Here is a 20,436-nt window from a genome sequence, read left to right as displayed (position 1 = left end):
ATCAATTATCGTAACCCTGCTACAAGGATAAAGAAGTACCAGTAGTTTTACATAAAACACTTTTCTATCAGGAAGGAAATATAAAATGAAAAAAACATTAATCTCGATGGTATTTACAGTAACAGCAGCTTTCGCAGCTTCTTCATTTTCATTTCAGGCTCAAGCGGCAGGTTCTCCAGTCACCCATTGTTACTACAGTTTACTGGGTGGGGCACCTTGGGCACCAAAACAAAAATTGATAGTTCATAATGGCCATGTTCAATGCGCGGCGACAGCGCATGACGCAATTGGTGGTTATGCTCTCTCAAGCCAAATTCACACTTATCGATAAAAGAAAAAACCGATCTTCGGATCGGTTTTTTTCAATGCAAAATGGCTGTTATTTTATCAAATAGCAGGAAAGCCATACTGATAAACTTTTTCTACTAACTCACGTTGTTTTGGCAACTCCCTCGACAAAAACTGCGTAAGCTTTGTAACTTCTTCAAATCGTTTTCGCGCCTCCGCGTGACGATCATAAACTGCTTTGATGCTTTTAATATCTGTTTCGAAATTCATTCCATAAAGTACGAAAAGATAGCTATCTAATACAAACGGCTCGAATGCATTGTCAAATTCATACTTCCCAGGTGGATGCTTTTTCCAAAAAGATAGTTTTTCTTTTAAACTATCGGGGATCGTTTCTTCTCTACAATTATCTACCCAGAACTCAGTATCTCTTCGGTTAGTGATACAATAATGTAATTTTATGAAATCTAGAGTTTTATTCCATCGTAAAGAAAAAGTTTTATTGTATTGCTTTTCTACGAATGCGATTTCATTTTTCGTTCGTGGAAATTGCGCCGCCAACATCGTTGCCCCAGCATCAATCAAAAAAATAGCAGACGCCTCTAGTGGCTCAATGAAAGCAGCAGACATTCCCAAAGCCAGGCAATTACTTTTCCAAAATTGAGTTCGATAACCCAAATTAAGTTTAATTTTTCTAGCTTCGAGCTGGTCGGCACTTTCTCCAACATAACGACGCAAAGTCTCTTCAGCTTTCTCGTCAGTGGTATGCTGGCTGGAATAAACATAGCCGACTCCACGACGATTACTTAATCCAATATCCCAAGTCCAACCGGCGTCATGTGCTGTCGCTATTGTATGGGTTGCAATTGGAGCATCTGAAGTTTGGTAGGGAACCTGCATCGCTAATGCTGTGTCGTTAAAAATTACATCGTCAATTTTTTTCCAGGGAACCCCTAAGGCACCGCCTAGTAAAATTGAACGTCCTCCAGTGCAATCAACAAAAAAATCTGCGCTAATACTTTCGATAGTATGATTATCTGTATTTACTGCCCGGATAAACCCTGCTTCATCTAGCTCAACATCCGTTACATTAGCGACCAAATGTTCAACACCTAACTTTTCAACACAATGACGCGTTAAAAAAGCGGCAAACTTATTCGCATTTAAGTGATAAGAATAATTCTGAATTGCTTCATACGCAGGCGTTGTTATCTTTTTCGGTGCAAGACCCATTTTGCAAATCGCAGTCTGACTGGCAACAGCAATATCATAAGGTAAATCGTTTGCACTACCAGATAACCAGTAAGGGGCCAGGCTAAAATCATAAGCAGAGTGAAAAACAGCACTTAAAGGATGAAAATATCGGTGAGTAGTATAATCATCAGTCGCCATCCAATTAACAAATTCAGATCCCTGTTTAAAAGTGGCGTCGCACTCTTTCATAAACTCACTTTCATCAACTCCAATTTTCTTTAATGTCGCTCGAATCGTCGGCCAGGTACCCTCTCCAACACCTAAAATAGGAATATCAGGTGACTCAACCAAGGTCACTTTTACTGCGCCGGGCAAATGGCTGTTGAATGAACGAGCCAATATAGCGGCGCTTAGCCAACCGGCAGTTCCGCCGCCGACAACTAACACTCGATCAATAGATTCAGTCATTACTTTCACCCATTTTTTAAATCTGACTAGCTTTCATAGAAATTTAAAGAAAAACAACTAATTTAATTTGATTGAGATGACAAGTTAATTAACTTATCAATCCGTGACATTGACAGTAAAACTGCGTAAATTAGTGGCAAATACCCTTTGTTTTTCAGATCGAGAAACTTTTCGTCAGAGAGTTCATTGAGCTTTTCTTCGTCGATAACATAGAGACCCGAAAGGTTATAACCACCTTCCTGCGGCAATTCTAATTCCAATGTACGCGCGACCAAAAGAGAATTGTCTAACAAACACTGAATGACGTTTTGAGTTATCTGTAACTTAGAATTATAAGCCGCTAAAAAGTCGCCAGTGTCGTTTGTATATTTCGTTTGAGAAGCATCTTCGTTAAATAATGCTGTGCCAGTATCGACTCCCACTAAATCAGAATCTTCGTCCATACAAAGAATGCCCTGATCCGGATTATTTTCGTCAGGACTTAGTAAAAACGGATAAGCTCTTAGCGATTCAGGGACATAGCGACTTCGCCACCCTTGCTCATGATAAAAAAGATTTTGCTTCGGTTTTAAACCCAATAATACAATCGAGCGAAATTGCCCAGTATCCGAATCTTTAGCGAATAAAATTGGGTACTCATGACAGGCCACAATATATTCATGAACATTCAAAGGACAAACGTGGCTGTTTTTCGCGTGAGTAAAACTTAAATCCTGCTTTACTCTAATATTCTTATGAGTATCTTTGTTGATAGGAACAAACTTTGTCATAGAAAATCACTCTTTTATATTTAATATAATCGCTAAGCAGTATCCCTCGTACAAATTAGGTGCATAGCTGCTAATCACAGAGTTTGAAAACCATACTGATAGGCTTTTTTCAGTAGTTCCCTGTGTTGTGGTAAATCTTTGTTAATGAGTTCTGTCGCCTGTCGAACTCGCTTAAAATACTCCATGGCTTTGTTTTGATCCGATAAGTGCTGTCGTGAAAACCGACCATTTTCGTGAATACCCATGCCATAAATAACATATTGGTAACTTTCATGAGGGAAAGGCTCAAACACATTATCAAATTCATATTTACTGACCGGATGCGTTCTCCAATGTGCGACTCTTTCTCGCAAAACCTCAGGTACAGTTTCGTCAGCTTTGTTGTCTTGCCAAAATTTAGATTCTCTTTGTGATAGATAGTAATGGAGCTTTATAAACTCGATTGTTTTTTCCCATCGATATAGAAAAGACTGGTTATACCTTTGGGCCGCATAGTCCATTGCATCGCGCGTTTTCGGAAACATATCAACTAACATATTGCCCGCAGCTTCAATAAGGAAAATCGCTGAAGCTTCAAGAGGTTCTACAAAGGCAGCAGATAAACCAACGGCAACACAGTTTTTCTCCCAAAACTTTTCTCGATAACCAATATTCATTTTGATGGTCCGAGATTCTAACTCTTTAGCAACGGGACCAATGTGTTTTCTTAAAACAGATTCAGCTTCATCAGGGTGCATATGATTAGATGAGAAAACATGACCAGTCCCCCTACGATTAAATAGTGAGATATCCCAAATCCAACCAGATTCTTGTGCAATCGAATTGGTTTGGCAGGGAATAGGTGCATCTTCTGATTCGTAAGGAACTTGAATGGCAATCGCAGTATCAGTTAGTAAGGTGTCTGCAACACTTTTAAACGAGACATTCAATGATTCCCCCAATAAAAGGCTACGAAAACCAGTACAATCAACAAAAAGATCGGCTTCTAAAACCATGTTCTCAGAAGACTCTCTTTCCCCTTGTTCGTTTCGGTCAACTGAGATCCCTTTAATGTCACCGTTTTCGGTTAAGTGGACCTGCGTAGCATTCGCTTTAATTAACTTAACACCTAACTTCTCCGTGGCAAATTGCGTTAAAAACTCCGCAAACTTTCCCGCATCGAGGTGATAGGCATAGCTAAGCACACCGTCAAAAGGACGATCAGTAATTTTCTTGGGAGCACATCCCAAATCGCAAGTATTCCCCTGGGCACTGACCGCAGTGGCAAATGTTGTATTTTCTCCGGCTATTCCAGCTAACCAGTATGGCGCTAAATTGAAATCGGACGGATCGAAAATAGAACTGAACATATGATAATAAGTGTGAGCCGCCTTATCTCCAGGTTCTTTTTTCCAATTGACAAACTTTGTCCCCTGTTTGAAAGTAGCCTGGCAATAAGCCATAAACTCACCTTCATTAATACCAAGTTCAAGTAGCGTCTTACGCATCGTCGGCCAGGTGCCTTCGCCGACGCCAATGGTTGGAATATCTGGAGATTCGACTAAAGTAACCTCTACGCCATCGGAAGAATCAGCTTGCAAGTTTTTTGCTAACTTTGCAGCCGTTATCCATCCCGCCGTTCCGCCGCCAACAATAAGTACTTTATTAACTTTTTTCATCAAGTGTCATTCATGTTTATTATTGTTAATAATATTAGTCTTTTCTGAGCTCACCCAATTTAAATATTGATCACACCGTTAAGTTATTAATGAGTAGCCAGACGTGTCAATTTATTAATTTATTCTAATTATCAAGAAACATTTAAACTTAATAGCGTCCGTTGATTAAGGTATCAAGAGCTTCGAATACAATCAAATTCATTTACAATATGGAGAATCATTTTGCAGGTTATTGTTTCGAGAACTAACGACTTTTACAACAAATAAAGGGCGGCAAAAAATAACCCAATATTGATAGCAGGTAATATTTGAAGAGTTAAAAAAGGCCAGAATTTTCCGGCCTTAATAAGCAGGTTAAAAGCGTATTGCTGCTTTTATATAGTAACGAGCGCCATTTTCGGTTGTCACCCGATTAGTTCCAAGCGTTCCTGTTCCATGTCTCTGAATTGTGGTTTCTTCGAGTAAATTAATACCTTCCAAACTCAAGTCAAGATAGTCATTAACATGCCAGGTTACGCCGCCATCGAGATATCCTTGCTCTTCGAATACATCCAAAGAACCCGATATTGCTGTACCTTCAGCCAGATATTCATCACGGAAAGTATAAGTCAGCCGTGCTTCGAAGTCGTCTACCTGGTAAAACCCAGTTAAGTTATAGGAAAGTTCAGAATTACCCGGTAAATCAAATTTACTACCGTCATCTGTTTCACCTTCACTATCAGAAATGGTCACATTCCCAATAAAGCCAAAGTTGCCAAACAACTGTTGATAATTTAACTCGATTCCCTGTACATGTCCGCCCTTTCCTTGAATTGGAACTGTTAACGTATAAAGCTCTAGATCATTAGGTGCGCCTTGATCACCATTCGGCTCAAAAACTAAATCTTGAATCGTTCCGCTGGTCACAAATGACTCTATATCTTTATAAAATATCGCGGCGCCAATAAAATTGTTATCGCCGAAATACCACTCAATTCCCGCGTCAAATTGATTGGCACGGAATGGGTCAATTGCAACGTTTCCTGACGAGGCAACATTACTGGTGGGGTTGATACCACCTAGAGCGGGATTGAGCGTTCCATACGCTGGACGGCTCATCACTTCCGCGGCAGAAAATCTTAAAATAGTGTCTTCAGCTAAATCATAGGCCAAGTTAAAACTTGGCAATACATCGGAATAATTCGATGTACGGCTGAATCGAGAAGTTGGATCATTTCCATCAGCGAAAGTCGATCCCGTCACGTCTGTTTCTACATAGCGAATGCCAAAGTTTCCGCGGTAATAGTCACCGGCAAAATCGGCCTGAACATAAAATGCACTGATCTCCTCTTCAACATCACCGAAGGCAGCATAAAGCGGAGTTGCCCCTGTTATATTCGACCTGACAGCAGAATCAAACCCTGAACCAACACCGGCAATAACCATATCGGAACCACTGGCCATTACGCCAGAAACGTTAATCCCGCCACTGTAAAAACCGGAACTACCTAGCGTCGAGTTAGCCCCCAAAATAGCGTTCGTATCAACAGTAAAATTGGTCTGAGACTTACCAAACTTGTGGTCACGAGCTTTCATCCCAACCTTAATTGTTTCAACGACCTCCCACTCCATATCAAATTCAAGGTCTACCTGTAGCCAGTCTTCTTCATCATATAAGGTAGTTTCGGAGAGTGACGCAGCAAGGTTTCCCTGCCAATTTGGGTCGTTGAGATCTAAGCCATTCACATTAACAAACATCCCTGATGCTAAAGTCATATCAAAGTCGACACTGACATTTCCCCCATTACCTAACCAACGTGTGTCAGTCCCGGTAATGCCCCAAAGGGAATTAACATTTCCACCATTACCACCTGACGCTGTTGTTGAGCCGACAGACCCATGAAATTTATATGAGTCTCCTTCATAATCAACAGTGAAATCTACCAAATCACTTTTCAGCTCTGGACGTCGACTATTAACATCTTGCGCTAGCACCCAATTGCTACCACCGCCAATCAGTGTACCCGCCATTGGTATTCCAGTCGTCGGAGAAACCGTAGAGCTAGAGCCAGCAGCGAAAGTTGATAACCCACCAGTAGGACTACAACAGCCGCCAAAAAGCAAAAAGTTTTGATTGGTGTTATCGGCTTCTAAGGTGCTCTCAAAATAGTGTAAATCAAAACTCAAACGCTCATTAACTGCATACTGCACATTAATATCAAAGGTGTCTCGAACTCGTTCCTGGCGAAATTGAGAAATCCCGGAAGCCGACCAGGCTTCTTCCCAGTAGTTCTCTGCCTTATTTCCAAAACCAATTGTTTCGGCTCGCGAGTATGCTGCCAAAATACCAAAATTATCTTGTTCATTCTTCCAGCTGTACATACCATTCACTGTTGGCGCGGTATCGCTTTCAAATGAGTTTTTCATTACTTCTGCTGAAGCAAAAAACTTATTGGCTTCTATCTCTAAAGGCTTGCGAGTTTTTAAAATAACTGTACCGCCCACACCACCTTCATCAAGTGAAGCGGTTGGGGATTTATGTACTTCAATGCCAGAAACTATTTCCGATGGCATTAAATCCATGTTAAAACTTCGCCGGTTGAAAGCGAGGGAAAACCAGCTAGTTGACGCAACAAACTGTCCATTAACCAGCGTTTGGGTAAGCTGAGGGTCAACACCACGAATGGTAACTTCGTTACCTTCACCTGCAAAACCACGGTTAATAGTAACCCCAGGAACACGCTGTAACGACTCGGCCAAGTTTTTATCAGGAAACTTTCCGATGTCTTCTGCTGTTATGGCTTCTATGACAGAATTCGCATGTCTTTTTTGAGATAAATTTGCTTTTAAACTGTCGCGAATTCCGGTGATAACAATGACGGTTTCTTCTTCCGAATCATCCGAGTCTTGTTGAGATTGCTCTGCTTCAGCAGCAAGTAAAGATGTGGCGAAGCTACCGCTCAAAGCCATCGCAATGCTACTTACCAATAGCCTTTTCTTAAATTGACAAGATGACATCCTATTTCCCCTTCAAAATGTTTTTCTATATTGAGGCTTATAACATCAGCTCTTAATTAGGAACAAGCATAGACACAACTGCTACAAATTCAAACACAAAGTTCCCAAAAAACTATGTTTCGAGTTCGTCTCAATTCAAATTATCTCAATTCGATAATTTTTATTTTTCTAGACTCAATTGACAACGCTGTCAATCATTTGAATATAAACCATACACTGATTTTAATTTGATTGCTAGTGAAAAATTTCGTCGAAAAAAGGTTCGCTATTTGAATGTAATTTTTTTTAATCACTTCACATTTTTTAATTTTGAATAATGAGATTTGTTCGGATAAAAACTTAATTTTCATGAAGTTACATAAGATATTTAATGTGAGCTCAGCAATAATTACTCCATTAAATTATCACTAAATTAAAGTCACTTATTGCGTATTACTTTTTTGAGATTTTTTAACACGCGTAAAACTATTATAAATAGTCCAATTTTCTTATTGTAAGTAACAAAATTTTCTAGTGAGCGCCGATTTTTATAACTTTTTCTAGATATTTTTAGATACTAAAACTAAGAAGGTTAGCTGAAATTTCCAAATAGATTAAGTGTTAAGAAGTACGAAAAGAATTGTGCTCAAATAGCTTAATATTAACTTCGGATAATTTTTTTACGTAGCAAAAAATAAATGATATGCAATCACTATTTTGTTTATTAACAAGTTTGCAATCCATACTTTTTGATTCGACCGAGCAATTTTCGATTAGGTTCCAATTGCGTTTTTAACTCGTCAAATTGTTGGCTAAATCGCCGGTAAAACTCTTGGCTTTTTTCAGCTTGAGTATAGCGCCCGGCAATTCCGCTCATATTAGTTTGAAATTCCATACCGTAAAGTACATACAGATAATTATCTAAGTTAAATGCCTCAAACCGTGAGAAAAAATCATATTCACTTGGAGGTCGATTATGCCATAAATCCAACGCCTCAAGTAATGACTGCGGTGCAGAACTTGCTTTACGATTATCGATCCAAAATTCTGAGTCATCTCTCTGAGATAAATAATAGTGCATCTTGATAAAATCAATAACTCGTTTCCAGGTGTAAGTGGATCTTTGATTAAATAACCTGGACGTTTTAGCCATATCTTGTTTGTGACCTGGTAGCAACTCAGCCAACATTTTTGCTGCGGCGTCAAATAATAATAGTCCGGTTGCTTCAAGCGGTTCTACAAAGCCTTGTGACAATCCGATGCTCACGCAATTATTCACCCAGAATTTTTCGCGATAACCTATTTTCATGGATATTTTACGGCATTGTAATTCGGAAGCAGCACCACCGACATAATTTCTCAAGGTCTCTTCAGCACTCGTATCATCGGTATATTGACTAGAGTATACGTAACCAACACCACGCCGACTCGATAGACCAATATCCCAAATCCACCCAGATTGTTTCGCCGTCGCAATAGTGTGAGAGGCAATAGGATCATCAGGATTTTGATAGGGAACTTGCATTGCTAAAGCCGTGTCGACAAATAAATGTTGGCTTTGATCAATAAATTTAACCTTATATTTCTTGTCAATCAAGAGTGCATTAAAGCCGCTACAATCAACAAAAAGATCTCCCTTCAAATCACCAGCTCTGTCTGTTTTAACAAACTGAATGTCACCGCTTTCATCGATATCAACGTCAGTTAAATTCGCTTTAACATGTTTTACACCAAGCTTGTTAACTGCGTTGTTTGCCAGCAATTGTGAAAACTTACCTGCATCCAGGTGATAGGCATACTCTGTAACCCCTTGAAACTCAGGATGAGTAATCATCTTGGGCGCTAACCCTGCGTCGCAAACTTTACCTTGTAATGAAACCGCATCAGCAAACTTCAAATTATTGGGCTCAAGAAGCCAATATGGAACCGTATTTAATGGGTAAATAGCCGGATAATCAAATACGTGGTGATAAAAATTATTCACGCTAGCACCAGGATTATGTACCCAATCAACGAACTTAATGCTTTGTTTGAATGTTGCATCACACTCGCGCAAAAAGTCAGTTTCTCGTATACCAAAATGGGCTAGCGTGTTGCGCATTGCCGGAACTGTGCCTTCTCCCACCCCAACCGTTGGAATATCGGGAGACTCTAAAAGTGTAATTTGCACCGAAGATTTTCCAGCACCACCTAACGCGACCGCCAAGTGATTTGCCGTTATCCAACCTGCAGTTCCACCGCCAACAATAACAATGCTTTTAATCATAATGCTTTGCTTAAGCTGCTCCTTGCCTTTCACTCAATCTATTTAGCAACGACTTGAAATTATGGAGAGAAGAAAAGTGGTGATAAATTGCTCCTAAAACTCCTTTCTTCTGAAGAAGAAGTATCTTCTCGTCTGGCAATTTGTTGAGTTTTTCTTCTGAGATTAAGTACATTCCACCGAGGTTTTTCTTATCCCCGCCAATTTCAAATGAAAACTCTTTTGATTCCAATAAATCCAGCTCTACAATTAATTGTATAAGTTCTTTGGTTACTTTTGCGTGGTGTTGATAAGTAAGCATCGCTTGAATGCGTTTTTTCAAAAATTCAGTTTCATCGCCATTCTCATTGAATAGTGCTTCACCTTCATCTTTGCTCACCAAATGGCTTAAAGTATCAATTACAACCAACAATTTATCGTTGTCTTCTGGTAGTGTGGTCATGCCTAATGGCACGTGAGTCATAATCGCGGGGATCTCTTTTCCGGTCCACTTTTCGTTTTCAACAAATAAGTTTTGCTTAGACTCAAGTCCGAATAATGCAACCCAGTTAAACTCACCGGTATTGCTATTCTTAATAAATATCAGTGGGAACTGAGTCGAAAGCTGAGGGATTTCATGAACTATAACCGGCGACATATTACCTGAACCCGCCCGTTTTAAATCTAAACTGTTTTTGAGCTTAATATCAGAATGCTCGACTTTATCTAACTGAACAATATTTTCTTGCATGAATTCTCCAATGGAAATTTGACTAAAGACTAGGCTTTTTATACTAACGAATGCTTGAGTTCAATGTTTCTATTAACTCTCTGTGGTCGGGCAAATCCTTTAAAGCAACGCTCCCTTGCTCATGTATCTTAGAAAATACCATTTCAGCCACTTCCTTTCTAGTGCCCGAGAGATAGGCGCTTTGTAACTCGGTTTTAAACTCCATACCATATAGAATATATTGGTAACTAGCTAGCGTAAACATTTCAAAACGACTTGCAAAGTCATTTTCAACCGGTGGAAAATAACGCCAGAGGTTTATTTTTTCTAATAAAGCCTTCGGTATGCTCGTTGATTTTACATTGTCGATCCAGAATTGGCTATCAGTCCGCTGGCTTAGGCAATAGTGTAACTTTATGAATTCAACTATTTTTTCCCAGCGTAACTTGAATATCTGGTTATACTTAGTAGCAATCGCGGGAATGGCATTTTCGTCTTCAGGAAACTGATCCGCTAACAGGGTTGCCCCAGTTTCCACCATTGAGATCGCAGTTGCTTCTAACGGCTCAACGAACCCGCCGGAAAAACCAATCGCCACACAATTGTTACGCCAACATTCTTCCCTGTAGCCGACACGCATCGATATTTTTTTTACATCCAGGTTATCTGCCTGGCTACCAACATAGTTTCTTAATACCTGTTCAGCACGTTCACCCGAGGTATAATTGCTCGCATACACATATCCGATACCCCGCCTGTTTTTAAGACCTATATCCCAACTCCAGCCGGCCTCATGAGCGGTAGAAATTGTGTGGCTGGCAATTGCTTGCTTTTCATCAAGGTAAGGTACTTGCATAGCGATTGCTTTATCAACAAACAACACATCACTTTTGTCCACAAAGGGAGAATCTAGGGTTTTGCCAATTAGCAACGAGGCAAACCCTGTACAGTCCACAAAAAAATCAGCTTCCCGACGAATTCCCTGTTCACAAACAACCGCAGAAATATTTCCGGTCTCTGGCTCTTGTTCAACCTGACCAACAGTGGCAATGACGTGTTTTACATTAAGATTTTCTGTTGCAAACCGTTTTAACAGCTCAACAAACTTGCCGGCGTCCAAATGGTAAGCGTATTTAGTTTTCCAGCGGTAATCTCCCGTATCAACTCGCTTAGGCGCTAAATTTTGATCACAAATATAAGCTTGTGGGGATACAGCATAAGAATAACCTGGTTTATCTTTTTCATACGCTAGCCATTCTCGAGTAACGTCGACGCCATTAGCAAGCACTGGTGGGTTAAATAGGTGGTAATAGTGAGAATGCTGATCGCCAGATGGCGGCTTTAGCCAATCAACAAACTTGATGCCCTGTTTAAAAGTCGCCTGGCAACTCTTTAAAAATTCCGACTCTTCAATACCTATGTATTGCAATGTATTAAGCATCGTCGGAAAAGTGCCTTCTCCAACGCCAATTGTCGGGATATCAGAAGACTCCAACAAAGTCACCTGGATATTTCTATTGGGATTCTGGTGAAATTTCCTGGCTAAGATAGCAGCAGTCAACCAACCGGAAGTACCCCCGCCGACAACCATGATATTTTCGATATGTGCCATGATACTCCTCTAAATACGACTCAAGCTCAGAGTACAAAAAGATCACATTAAATAGAAGAATTAATTTCTTTGGTTTGTTTTTATTGTCTTAAAAATTGAACTGAGCAAAAACAAATAGGCCCAACATTAAAAATGCTGGGCCTAATTAAGCAATACCTTTACATATCAATTAAAAGCTATAGTTGATACCCAAGGATATTAGCGTGTCTCTTTGGTAAGACGATACTGGATAGCCATTAGTAAATCTTGGCGCTCCACTATTTCCATTCAATGCTGGGTTATCGTTACCTGTCTCAATGTCATCTTCACCTGTTGCATTAACAACTGCGAACACTGCTTTTAGATTATCATTGATTTGATAGTCAAAGTTCAAATCTAAAGTCCCGATTGAGTCATGAAGACGGTTAGCATAGAAACCAGTTTCTCTAACCATGAACTCACTACGCCAATTATAAGCCGCTCTGGCGCTGAAGTTTTCGCCTTCATAAAACGCGACTAAATTAACATAATTTTCTGAACTATCACTAAATGCAGGATTTCTATCTGCATAGTTACCAGGATCAGTTTCTGCATCGCTATAAGTGTAGTTGATCACAGTTCCCCAACCATTACCGAAGTCATGGATAAGTTGAAGCTCAACCCCAGAAATACTGCCGCCTTTTCCGTTGCCATAACGTTCAATATCCCAACAGTCAGTTGACGAACAACCAAGCGCAGCTAATTCTGCTGCAGTCAACCCAACTAAGTCAGGAGCAACAATACCAATTGACTGGTTTAATTCAACAACAGGGCGAACAAAATCGCTAACTTCTTTGTGGAAAAGTGTCACGCCGAGCAAAGAAGAATCATCGAAGTAGTACTCGTACGAAATGTCATACTGGTCGGCAGAATATGGTAATAACGAAACATTTCCTTTATTCAATGCTTCATTACCTGGAACATTATCATCAGGTCTACCACTAACTTCCAAATTAGCAAACAAATCATCGTAATTCGGACGCGAAACTACCGTTGCAGCAGTGAATCTTAAATTTGAATCATCTGACAATTGATAAACGAGGTTCATGCTAGGAAGTACATCATCATAGCTTGCTTTATCAGTTTGAGTGCTACTACTGAAAACAACATTTCCACCAGTAAATGTTTGTCCATAATATTCACTGCTAATTTCAGTATCGATAAAACGGAAACCAAAATTACCACGCCAGTAATCACCTTCAAATGAAGCCATTGCGTAAGCGGAGAAGTTCTCTTCATTGACAGTTGCGAAACCAGATAAATCCTCATCTAGACTAGTCATATTGGCACGAGTATGAGCTAGCATTGCAGCAACATTTGGCGCGGGGATATATCTACCATCATAGCCAGCTTCCAATGTTCCACTTGCCCAGGTTGAAGCATCAGGGAAGGTCACACCGTTAGCAAACTGGCCTCGGAATGTTCTAATTTCAACATCATGTTCAGTTGAGCGAATACCAAACTCCAATTTATTAATCGCCCCAAAATCAACATCTAGATCGAGATCAACTTGCATATATTGTTCTTCGTCTAGATTGGGTTGGCTAACTACCTGACTAGTCTGTAACCCTTCCCAAGTTGCATAGTCTCCAGCACCAGGTAAATCACTTGGGCCATAGCCAGGAACGTCCATGATTACTCTGTCGCCACGTGCATCAATTGTGCCTGCTGCAAATTGTGGATCAATACTTAAAATACCATAGTTGGTTTCAAAGTTGGTTCCACCTTTCGCTTCAGTTTTTCCGATTTGCCCTGAAAGTTCATAGGTATCGCCAGCATAGGTTGCTTTAAAATCGATAGTCTCTGATGTCATTGTTGCGTTACGTGGGCGCACATCCCAGAAAGGCTGTTGCCCATCTGCAGCTGTAGTAGTACGTAAAACACAAACTGGTGCACCGTCATTACCAGGGATAGTCGCTTGACAACCATCAGTATCTGCTCTTCCACCAATTTGAGGTACCCAGTTCGCCGTATTAACACTATCCGCACCTAATTCTAAATCAAGGTAATGCAAGGCCATATCAAACCTGTCATTTGGTGCAAACTGCAACGTTAAATCATAGGCAGATCGTTCACGCGCCTGCTGGAAATTAACATCAGCAACACGCCCGCCCCAAGAAATAAGTGCTTCAGTACCCTTTCTCTCAAGGTTATATTCTTGACTAGCTGCAGCAAATAAAAATCCGAAAGTTTCTTCGTCATTTTTCCAGCTGTATAATCCCGATATTTGCGGATCGGTTTCACCTGAGCCATCAGAGTATTGAGCTTTAACAGAACCAAAAACGGTATTCGCTTTCAGATTTAACGGCTTGTGAGTTTTAACTTCAACAGTTCCACCAACGCCACCTTCAACGATATTAGCTTGAGAACTCTTATATACGTCGATTCCTGCAATTAGCTCAGATGGTAACAATGAGAAATTGAATGAACGGTCAATCGCTTGTTGTGAATACCAACCGGTTGAGGCGATATTTTGACCATTAAGATTGGTCAAGGTAAATTGGTTACTTGCGCCACGAATAGAAACCGTTGCGCCTTCACCGAACTGCTTTGAAACAGCAATACCCGGAATACGGCTTAAAGTGTCAGCAATATTCGCGTCAGGTAATTTACCGATATCTTCAAGAGTAACCGAGTCCATAACAACATTAGATGCTCGCTTATTGTTAATGCTCGTTTTCAAGCTTCCTCGAATACCGGTAATTAAGATGACGTTTTCTGTCTCTTCGTTTTCTTCGGTTTTATTTGCTTCCTCTGCTGCAAGCACCGATGCTGAAAGGCTAGTGCCTAACACCACCGCGATGCTACTCGCAAGCAAGCGCTTTCTAAATTGATAAGATGACATCTTCTCCCCCTTCTTTAGTACCTTAATTAAATGATTTAAAAAAAAGCTAACTTTCACATTGAAGCCAACAAAAATTAGCCTTAACTTAAATCATTTCAGTTTGATTAAAATCTTTATTTTATTGATCTTTTTGACAACGCTGTCATTTTTAGTCTCTTAGACAATACATGGATTTTAATTTCAAAGCTAGTGAAAAATGTAACTTTTTTGTACAGTTTAAGAATAAGGACAGATAACTTAGCGTTTAAATTTTACGTCACTATTAACTTTCTGCGTAAATGCGTTCAACTACACACGCATAAAGATCTTTTTTTCATAAAGCCATTTTGCCAATAACCATTGCGTTAAAACCAAGGCAACAATGGCTAATAAAGGACCAACAGAATTGTCAAATCGCGACACTAGTCCTCCCAATAAACTATTTATAAAATATTGCCAATTAAACAGGCTTGATAACAGGTATAACAAAATGGCGTTTGCACCAATAACAGCGAAAAACATTCCAACTCTCCGCCAGTTAAGTACATCAATCAAAAAGTAAAAAATAATTAGCAGTACGCAACTCCAACCAATAGAGACCAACGTGAAAGAGCTTGTCCATAAAGTTTTGTTTAAAGGCAAGAGCAAACTCCACAGGTAACCCAACAACAAGCAGGTAGCACTGAACCCAGTTAGAAAAAGTAATTTTTGTTTTGTATGCAATGCTGATTGAACAATAATTTTTCCGGCAAAAGCACCACCTAATGCATTCACAATTGCCGGAATATGAGAAAGAATTCCTTCGGGATCGGGAGACATGTTTTGATAGGTAATACCTGGGAGAAAATGCTGATCAAACCACGAGTTCCATGACTCGCCGGCAACAAGTTCTCCTGAAAAACCTGACGGTGCAGCCACGAAAACCTGAAAAAACCAATAAGTTAAAAGTATGCCGATGGCAATAGAAATTTGAGCGATTAGATTACAATGCCAAACGATTAATGCCGCAAAAAACCAGGCTACACCGATGCGCATAAGGACACTCGCATATCTAACTTTCTCAGCATCGACCGGCGCGCCTTGCCCCCAACCATGATTATACAAAACCCCAAAAAAACATAATAATAGTAGCCTTAAAAGCGCTTTCTTATATACTTTTAAACGCTGTTCAGTTGATACGCCTAATAGAGATTTTCCGGCAATCCCAAGAGTCACTCCAGAAAGAAAAATAAATAGCGGAAATATTAAATCGTAGAATGTAATTCCGTGCCACTGGCTATGTTTAAATTGCTCAGCAAATACTCGCCATAACTCCCACCCAGTCAAAGTAAACAGCGCTGCGAATATTCCTTCCGCTCCTAAAATCCATATCATGTCGAAACCGCGAAGTGCGTCCAGCGAAAGAAGTCGATTATTTGTACTGCTTGTCTTCATAAATAAAGTTTTATCAATAATTTTTTTGGAAGTTTCTATTGCTTAACATACGAGTTAGCTATGCACTAAGATATTTCAAAGTTGTTTAAGAACAGTTACTTTTGTCAAAAAGCAACTGTAAAATGCTGCTTACCTTTTGGCCAGTTTAAATAAATTACAGGCGCCTTACGGCGCCAATAATCCGGTTTCTTAAGTCGGCGACTACTTTAGAAACCTATTCAAAAACTTTTACCTGATTTGCCAGGAATTTAACAGCAAAAAGTGACATTAAAAACACACCAAGATAGACAAACATTTCACTCCAGTTTTTAAAAATAAGACTACCTGTCGCGAAAAGAATGCTATACGCCATAACGACTGCCGAAATCCAAAGCAAACCGAGCTTAGCCAGATTCCCATTTTTCTTCACCTGGAATGGCGCCCAATTACCGGCTGGTTGAATACGTTCATAAAACGCTTTTAATACTTGTTGGTCAGTCGGGCTGGTAACGAAAGTCGCCACTAGCCAACTGATAATGGTGAATACAATGGTAAATAAAAAACCCTTAGGATTTTGAATGATGGGTAGGCCCCAAGAAGGATCGTCGTATTTGGCGAGGCCAAAAGTCACGATCGCATAACCGATAAACGGCGCAATAGTCCCAACGATCTCTGTCCACGCATTGATTCTCCACCAGTACCAACGCAAAATGAGTACTAAACCTAATCCTGCTCCAGTTTGTAGCAGAAAATTCCACACCGCAGCAATGGAATTAATTTGCGAGGTTACCCCGAACGCAACCAGTATCATAATCAATACAGAAATCCTGGATGTATTGACCAGTTGTTTTTCGGAAGCATCATTTTTAATGAATGGACGGTAAAAATCATTAACGATGTAACTTGCGCCCCAGTTTAGTTGTGAGGCGGTAGTACTCATATACGCCGCGAAAAAAGCAGCAAGAAGCAACCCTTTTAACCCTACAGGGAGAAAGTCTTTCATTGCCATCACATAGCCGAGCCGAGCCTCAGTTTCCTCAAGCTGTGGATACAGAATTAAACAGCTCAATGCGACCAATATCCATGGCCATGGACGAATACAATAATGTGCGATCTGGAAATAAAGATTGGCGTAAACGGCATTTTTTTCATCTTTTGCGCTCATCATTCTCTGCACAACGTAGCCGCCACCGCCAGGTTCCGCCCCCGGATACCACGAGTTCCACCAGGGCAAGATCAGAAACGCAAGAAAACTGCCGACACCGACCGACAAAACACCGGCGGTCGAGATAGCATCATTATCAAAAGATGGGAAAAAACTCAGCGCTTCTGCAGGTAGCGCATTTTTTAAACCGTCGATACCACCGACTTTTTCAGAAGTGACGACCATAACCGCCAAAACAATGCTTCCAGTCATCGCGATTATGAACTGCACAAAATCCGTATAAACGACGCCCAACAACCCAGATAAACCAGAATAAATAAATACGATAATCATTGCGCCCAGTGTCCAGAAAAGCGCTTCTTGTGCCGAAATTCCAAAGAAAACCTGTAGTAGAGACATTAACGCGAGATTAACCCAACCGATAATCAACGCATTAACAAAAACTCCCATATAAATGGCTTTAAACCCGCGCAAAAATCGAGCTTCGGCTCCAGAGTAGCGAATGCTGATTAACTCAACATCAGTCATTATCCCAGCGCGGCGCCAATATTTGGCAAAGAAAAATGTTGTTAACATACCGCCTGCTAGCAAATTCCACCACATCCAGTTGCCAGCAATCCCACCTTTTTTAACTAACTCGGTTACAGCAAGTGGTGTGTCTGCCGCAAATGTTGTCGCGACCATTGAGGTGCCAGCTAATACCCAGGGTAAACTCCTTCCTCCGAGGAAAAAATCATTAGTACTCTTAGCTCGTTTGGTGAAATACAGTCCGATGCCGATTATGAGCCCAATAAACCCAAAAATAATCACATAATCGAATGTATCGAGGGCAATTGTATCTTGTGTCATAAAGTTTCCCCCTTATCGATGGCTCGTTAAACGACCTGAACACCATCAATCCAGCTGGCAACCACTTCGCATTGATTATTCAACAGTACCATACTGGCTTTTTTACCAACGCCAAGAGAACCATATTCTTTATCGATCCCTAAAAATCTTGCTGGATTAATTGTTGCGAGGTTAATCGCCTGAGACAAGCTGAGACCCATTAACTGATTTGCATTTTTAACCGCATTGGCCATATCTAACGCAGAACCGGCTAAATTTCCTTCGCTGTTGGTTAACGTGTTGCCTTGACGTAAAACTTGCTGTCCGGCCAGTTCAAAATGTTCATCGTCGCAGCCGACTGGCGGCATTGCATCAGTAACTAACATCAAGTTGGGCTTCGCATTAAATGCCACTTTTGCGGCGGCCGGGTGCACATGAACACCATCCATAATTAATCCGCAAAAACTTTCCTTATCTTCCAAAGCCGCGCCAACAACTCCTGGTTCACGTGAAGTCAACGGTGACATTGCATTAAATAAATGAGTAAACCCGGTTGCGCCCGCTGATAATGCTTCGGAAGTTTGCTCATAGGTTGCACTAGAATGACCAATGCAGACAATTACACCTTTTTCCGTAAGCTGTTTAATTGCTTCCTTTGGCACCGTTTCCGGGGCAAGGGTAACAACAACTTTCCCGAGATCAGTGCGCGTGAACAATTCCAGCTCAGCTTCACTAAGTTCTCGAATAAATTGTTGTGCATGGGCTCCCCTCTTTGCAACAGAAAGACGAGGCCCTTCGAAATGAACACCCAACACGCCAGGCACATTAGCCAGTCTAGCCTTGGCAATGGCGTCTGCCGCTCGCTGCATTTGAACCAATGAGTCAGTAATAAGAGTTGGTAACCAACCCGTTGTACCAAACCGTTGATGTGCTTTGCCAATTTGCTTGATAGTATCAAGGTCGGGGTTTTGATTAAAAAGATAACCGCCGCCGCCATTCACTTGAACATCGATATACCCCGCCACCAAGGTTCCCGCTAAACTACCATTTCCTCCAGCGGGTTGAGCCCCTGATGCTGTATCTTCAATTGAAACAATACGACCTTCGTTGACAATAACTGTTTGCTGTTCATGGAAGTGATTTCCATCAAACAGTTTTTCTACCGTTAATACCAACTCGCTCATTAAAGTGTCTCAGTTATTTTCTTTAAACCACCGGGTTGATCAGGGTTTAATCCTCGCTCAACCGCTATTTTTTCAATATCGAGATAAAATCGTTGTAATACGGCCAATGGTGCAATTCGAGGATGTAAACCTTGCGTCACCTGATGAAGGTGAGCTAAATTTCCACCTCGATTTTTAATCTCAGCAATCTGTTCATCGTGCACCGCGCTTGATTCGTCTTCTACTTTAACATCAATCACTTTTAACGAATCTTCTACCAATGTTACCGGCCCATGTAGAAATTCAGCACTACTGAAAGCCTCAGCGTGAATAGCACAAACTTCTTTAAGCTTTAACGCAATTTCTTTACTCACGGCATAACCTAGCCCCCGTCCAAGTACCACCAGGTTCTTAACTTGATCAAGATACTCAAACGTCAACTGAGCCTCACCTTCTACCGCTTTTTGTAATGCGTCTGGAATTCCATTGACTGCAGAAATCAACTCATCATTTTTTTGCCAATATGCGACCAACTGCAATATTGCTGATAAAGTTGCCAGGTAACTTTTAGTTGCGGCAACAGATTTTTCCTTACCAACCGAAAGCGGAATTACAAAATCAACGATATCGGCCAGGGGCGCAGTTTCGTCATTAAGTAGCGCGATACAATAAGCACCAGAAGCTTTTGTTTGTCTGGCTTGTTCTAGAATATCTGGACTACGACCAGACTGTGAAATAACAATCGCCAAAGTGCCTTGTAAATTAAGCGAACGATTATAAATGGTTGTTACCGAAGGCGCTGCTGCGTAGGTTGGAATACCAGCCTCAATTTCAATTAGATACTTCGCAAACACGCCAGCGTGATCCGAAGAGCCTCGCCCGACAATCATCACGGAATGGGGATTTTGTACACTAATTTGCTCTGCTAGTTTTTCTATTAATGTTCTGTTTTTTTCTAGTTGCTCGGCAATTCTTGAACTCGCTTCACGAGCTTCTTTAGCCATTAAACTCTGCTGAGGAGAACTAAGGTTTATTTCTTGTGATTGCATGACTAAATCCTGGATATTAAAACTCATCTTGCTACTTT

Annotated in this window: 13 protein-coding genes; 1 reads left to right on the top strand and 12 read right to left on the bottom strand. The window is 40.7% G+C overall.

Translation table 11 applies throughout. From position 1 onward, the window contains the following. Window positions 1-85 precede the first annotated feature (85 nt). On the top strand, window positions 86-331 hold the full coding sequence (locus tag FLL46_RS05185; protein ID WP_142892415.1) for a hypothetical protein: 246 nt from the start codon (window positions 86-88) through the stop codon (window positions 329-331). A gap of 56 nt (window positions 332-387) precedes the next feature. Here the strand turns inward: FLL46_RS05185 and FLL46_RS05180 are convergent, their stop codons facing one another. The 12 genes from FLL46_RS05180 to nagB-II form a co-directional block, all read right to left on the bottom strand. Further along, a complete protein-coding gene (locus FLL46_RS05180; protein ID WP_142892414.1) occupies window positions 388-1,950 on the bottom strand; it encodes a tryptophan halogenase family protein in 1,563 nt (520 codons plus the stop codon). Between the two features lie 62 nt (window positions 1,951-2,012). Continuing rightward, window positions 2,013-2,720, bottom strand: coding sequence for a SapC family protein (locus FLL46_RS05175; protein ID WP_142892413.1), 708 nt, complete (start codon window positions 2,718-2,720; stop codon window positions 2,013-2,015). 74 nt (window positions 2,721-2,794) lie between these two features. Then, a complete protein-coding gene (locus FLL46_RS05170; protein WP_210418594.1) occupies window positions 2,795-4,378 on the bottom strand; it encodes a tryptophan halogenase family protein in 1,584 nt (527 codons plus the stop codon). 354 nt (window positions 4,379-4,732) lie between these two features. Then, window positions 4,733-7,375, bottom strand: coding sequence for a TonB-dependent receptor (locus FLL46_RS05165; protein WP_142892411.1), 2,643 nt, complete (start codon window positions 7,373-7,375; stop codon window positions 4,733-4,735). A 703-nt stretch (window positions 7,376-8,078) separates the two neighbouring features. Further along, the gene (locus FLL46_RS05160) at window positions 8,079-9,620 is read right to left on the bottom strand and encodes a tryptophan halogenase family protein (protein WP_142892410.1); all 1,542 of its coding nucleotides are present in this window, start codon (window positions 9,618-9,620) and stop codon (window positions 8,079-8,081) included. A gap of 10 nt (window positions 9,621-9,630) precedes the next feature. Continuing rightward, window positions 9,631-10,347, bottom strand: coding sequence for a SapC family protein (locus tag FLL46_RS05155; protein WP_142892409.1), 717 nt, complete (start codon window positions 10,345-10,347; stop codon window positions 9,631-9,633). A 43-nt stretch (window positions 10,348-10,390) separates the two neighbouring features. Beyond that, entirely contained in the window at window positions 10,391-11,938 is a 1,548-nt protein-coding gene (locus FLL46_RS05150; RefSeq protein ID WP_142892408.1) for a tryptophan halogenase family protein, read from the bottom strand. Window positions 11,939-12,107: 169 nt separating this feature from the next. Then, window positions 12,108-14,801: a TonB-dependent receptor gene (locus FLL46_RS05145; protein ID WP_142892407.1), complete on the bottom strand. Its 2,694-nt coding sequence runs from the start codon at window positions 14,799-14,801 to the stop codon at window positions 12,108-12,110. Between the two features lie 288 nt (window positions 14,802-15,089). After that, window positions 15,090-16,214: a transmembrane glucosamine N-acetyltransferase NagX gene (gene nagX / locus FLL46_RS05140; protein WP_142892406.1), complete on the bottom strand. Its 1,125-nt coding sequence runs from the start codon at window positions 16,212-16,214 to the stop codon at window positions 15,090-15,092. 214 nt (window positions 16,215-16,428) lie between these two features. Continuing rightward, the gene (locus FLL46_RS05135; RefSeq protein ID WP_142892405.1) at window positions 16,429-18,207 is read right to left on the bottom strand and encodes a sodium:solute symporter family protein; all 1,779 of its coding nucleotides are present in this window, start codon (window positions 18,205-18,207) and stop codon (window positions 16,429-16,431) included. A gap of 26 nt (window positions 18,208-18,233) precedes the next feature. Next, entirely contained in the window at window positions 18,234-19,370 is a 1,137-nt protein-coding gene (gene nagA / locus FLL46_RS05130) for an N-acetylglucosamine-6-phosphate deacetylase (RefSeq protein WP_142892404.1), read from the bottom strand. Then, entirely contained in the window at window positions 19,370-20,425 is a 1,056-nt protein-coding gene (gene nagB-II / locus FLL46_RS05125) for a glucosamine-6-phosphate deaminase NagB-II (protein WP_210418592.1), read from the bottom strand. Before nagB-II ends, nagA begins: the two co-directional genes overlap by 1 nt. Window positions 20,426-20,436 lie beyond the last annotated feature (11 nt).

The organism is Aliikangiella coralliicola, from assembly GCF_007004725.1.
In the GTDB taxonomy this organism is placed as follows: domain Bacteria; phylum Pseudomonadota; class Gammaproteobacteria; order Enterobacterales; family Kangiellaceae; genus Aliikangiella; species Aliikangiella coralliicola.
This window is presented reverse-complemented; position numbering and strand designations above follow the sequence as displayed.

Coding starts and splice junctions, on each gene's coding strand:
- FLL46_RS05185 (WP_142892415.1), top strand. CDS start 86: ATGAAAAAAACATTAATCTCGATGGTATTTACAGTAACAGCAGCTTTC.
- FLL46_RS05155 (WP_142892409.1), bottom strand. CDS start 10,347: ATGCAAGAAAATATTGTTCAGTTAGATAAAGTCGAGCATTCTGATATT.
- FLL46_RS05170 (WP_210418594.1), bottom strand. CDS start 4,378: ATGAAAAAAGTTAATAAAGTACTTATTGTTGGCGGCGGAACGGCGGGA.
- nagA (WP_142892404.1), bottom strand. CDS start 19,370: ATGAGCGAGTTGGTATTAACGGTAGAAAAACTGTTTGATGGAAATCAC.
- FLL46_RS05135 (WP_142892405.1), bottom strand. CDS start 18,207: ATGACACAAGATACAATTGCCCTCGATACATTCGATTATGTGATTATT.
- FLL46_RS05145 (WP_142892407.1), bottom strand. CDS start 14,801: ATGTCATCTTATCAATTTAGAAAGCGCTTGCTTGCGAGTAGCATCGCG.
- nagB-II (WP_210418592.1), bottom strand. CDS start 20,425: ATGAGTTTTAATATCCAGGATTTAGTCATGCAATCACAAGAAATAAAC.
- FLL46_RS05175 (WP_142892413.1), bottom strand. CDS start 2,720: ATGACAAAGTTTGTTCCTATCAACAAAGATACTCATAAGAATATTAGA.
- nagX (WP_142892406.1), bottom strand. CDS start 16,214: ATGAAGACAAGCAGTACAAATAATCGACTTCTTTCGCTGGACGCACTT.
- FLL46_RS05180 (WP_142892414.1), bottom strand. CDS start 1,950: ATGACTGAATCTATTGATCGAGTGTTAGTTGTCGGCGGCGGAACTGCC.
- FLL46_RS05165 (WP_142892411.1), bottom strand. CDS start 7,375: ATGTCATCTTGTCAATTTAAGAAAAGGCTATTGGTAAGTAGCATTGCG.
- FLL46_RS05160 (WP_142892410.1), bottom strand. CDS start 9,620: ATGATTAAAAGCATTGTTATTGTTGGCGGTGGAACTGCAGGTTGGATA.
- FLL46_RS05150 (WP_142892408.1), bottom strand. CDS start 11,938: ATGGCACATATCGAAAATATCATGGTTGTCGGCGGGGGTACTTCCGGT.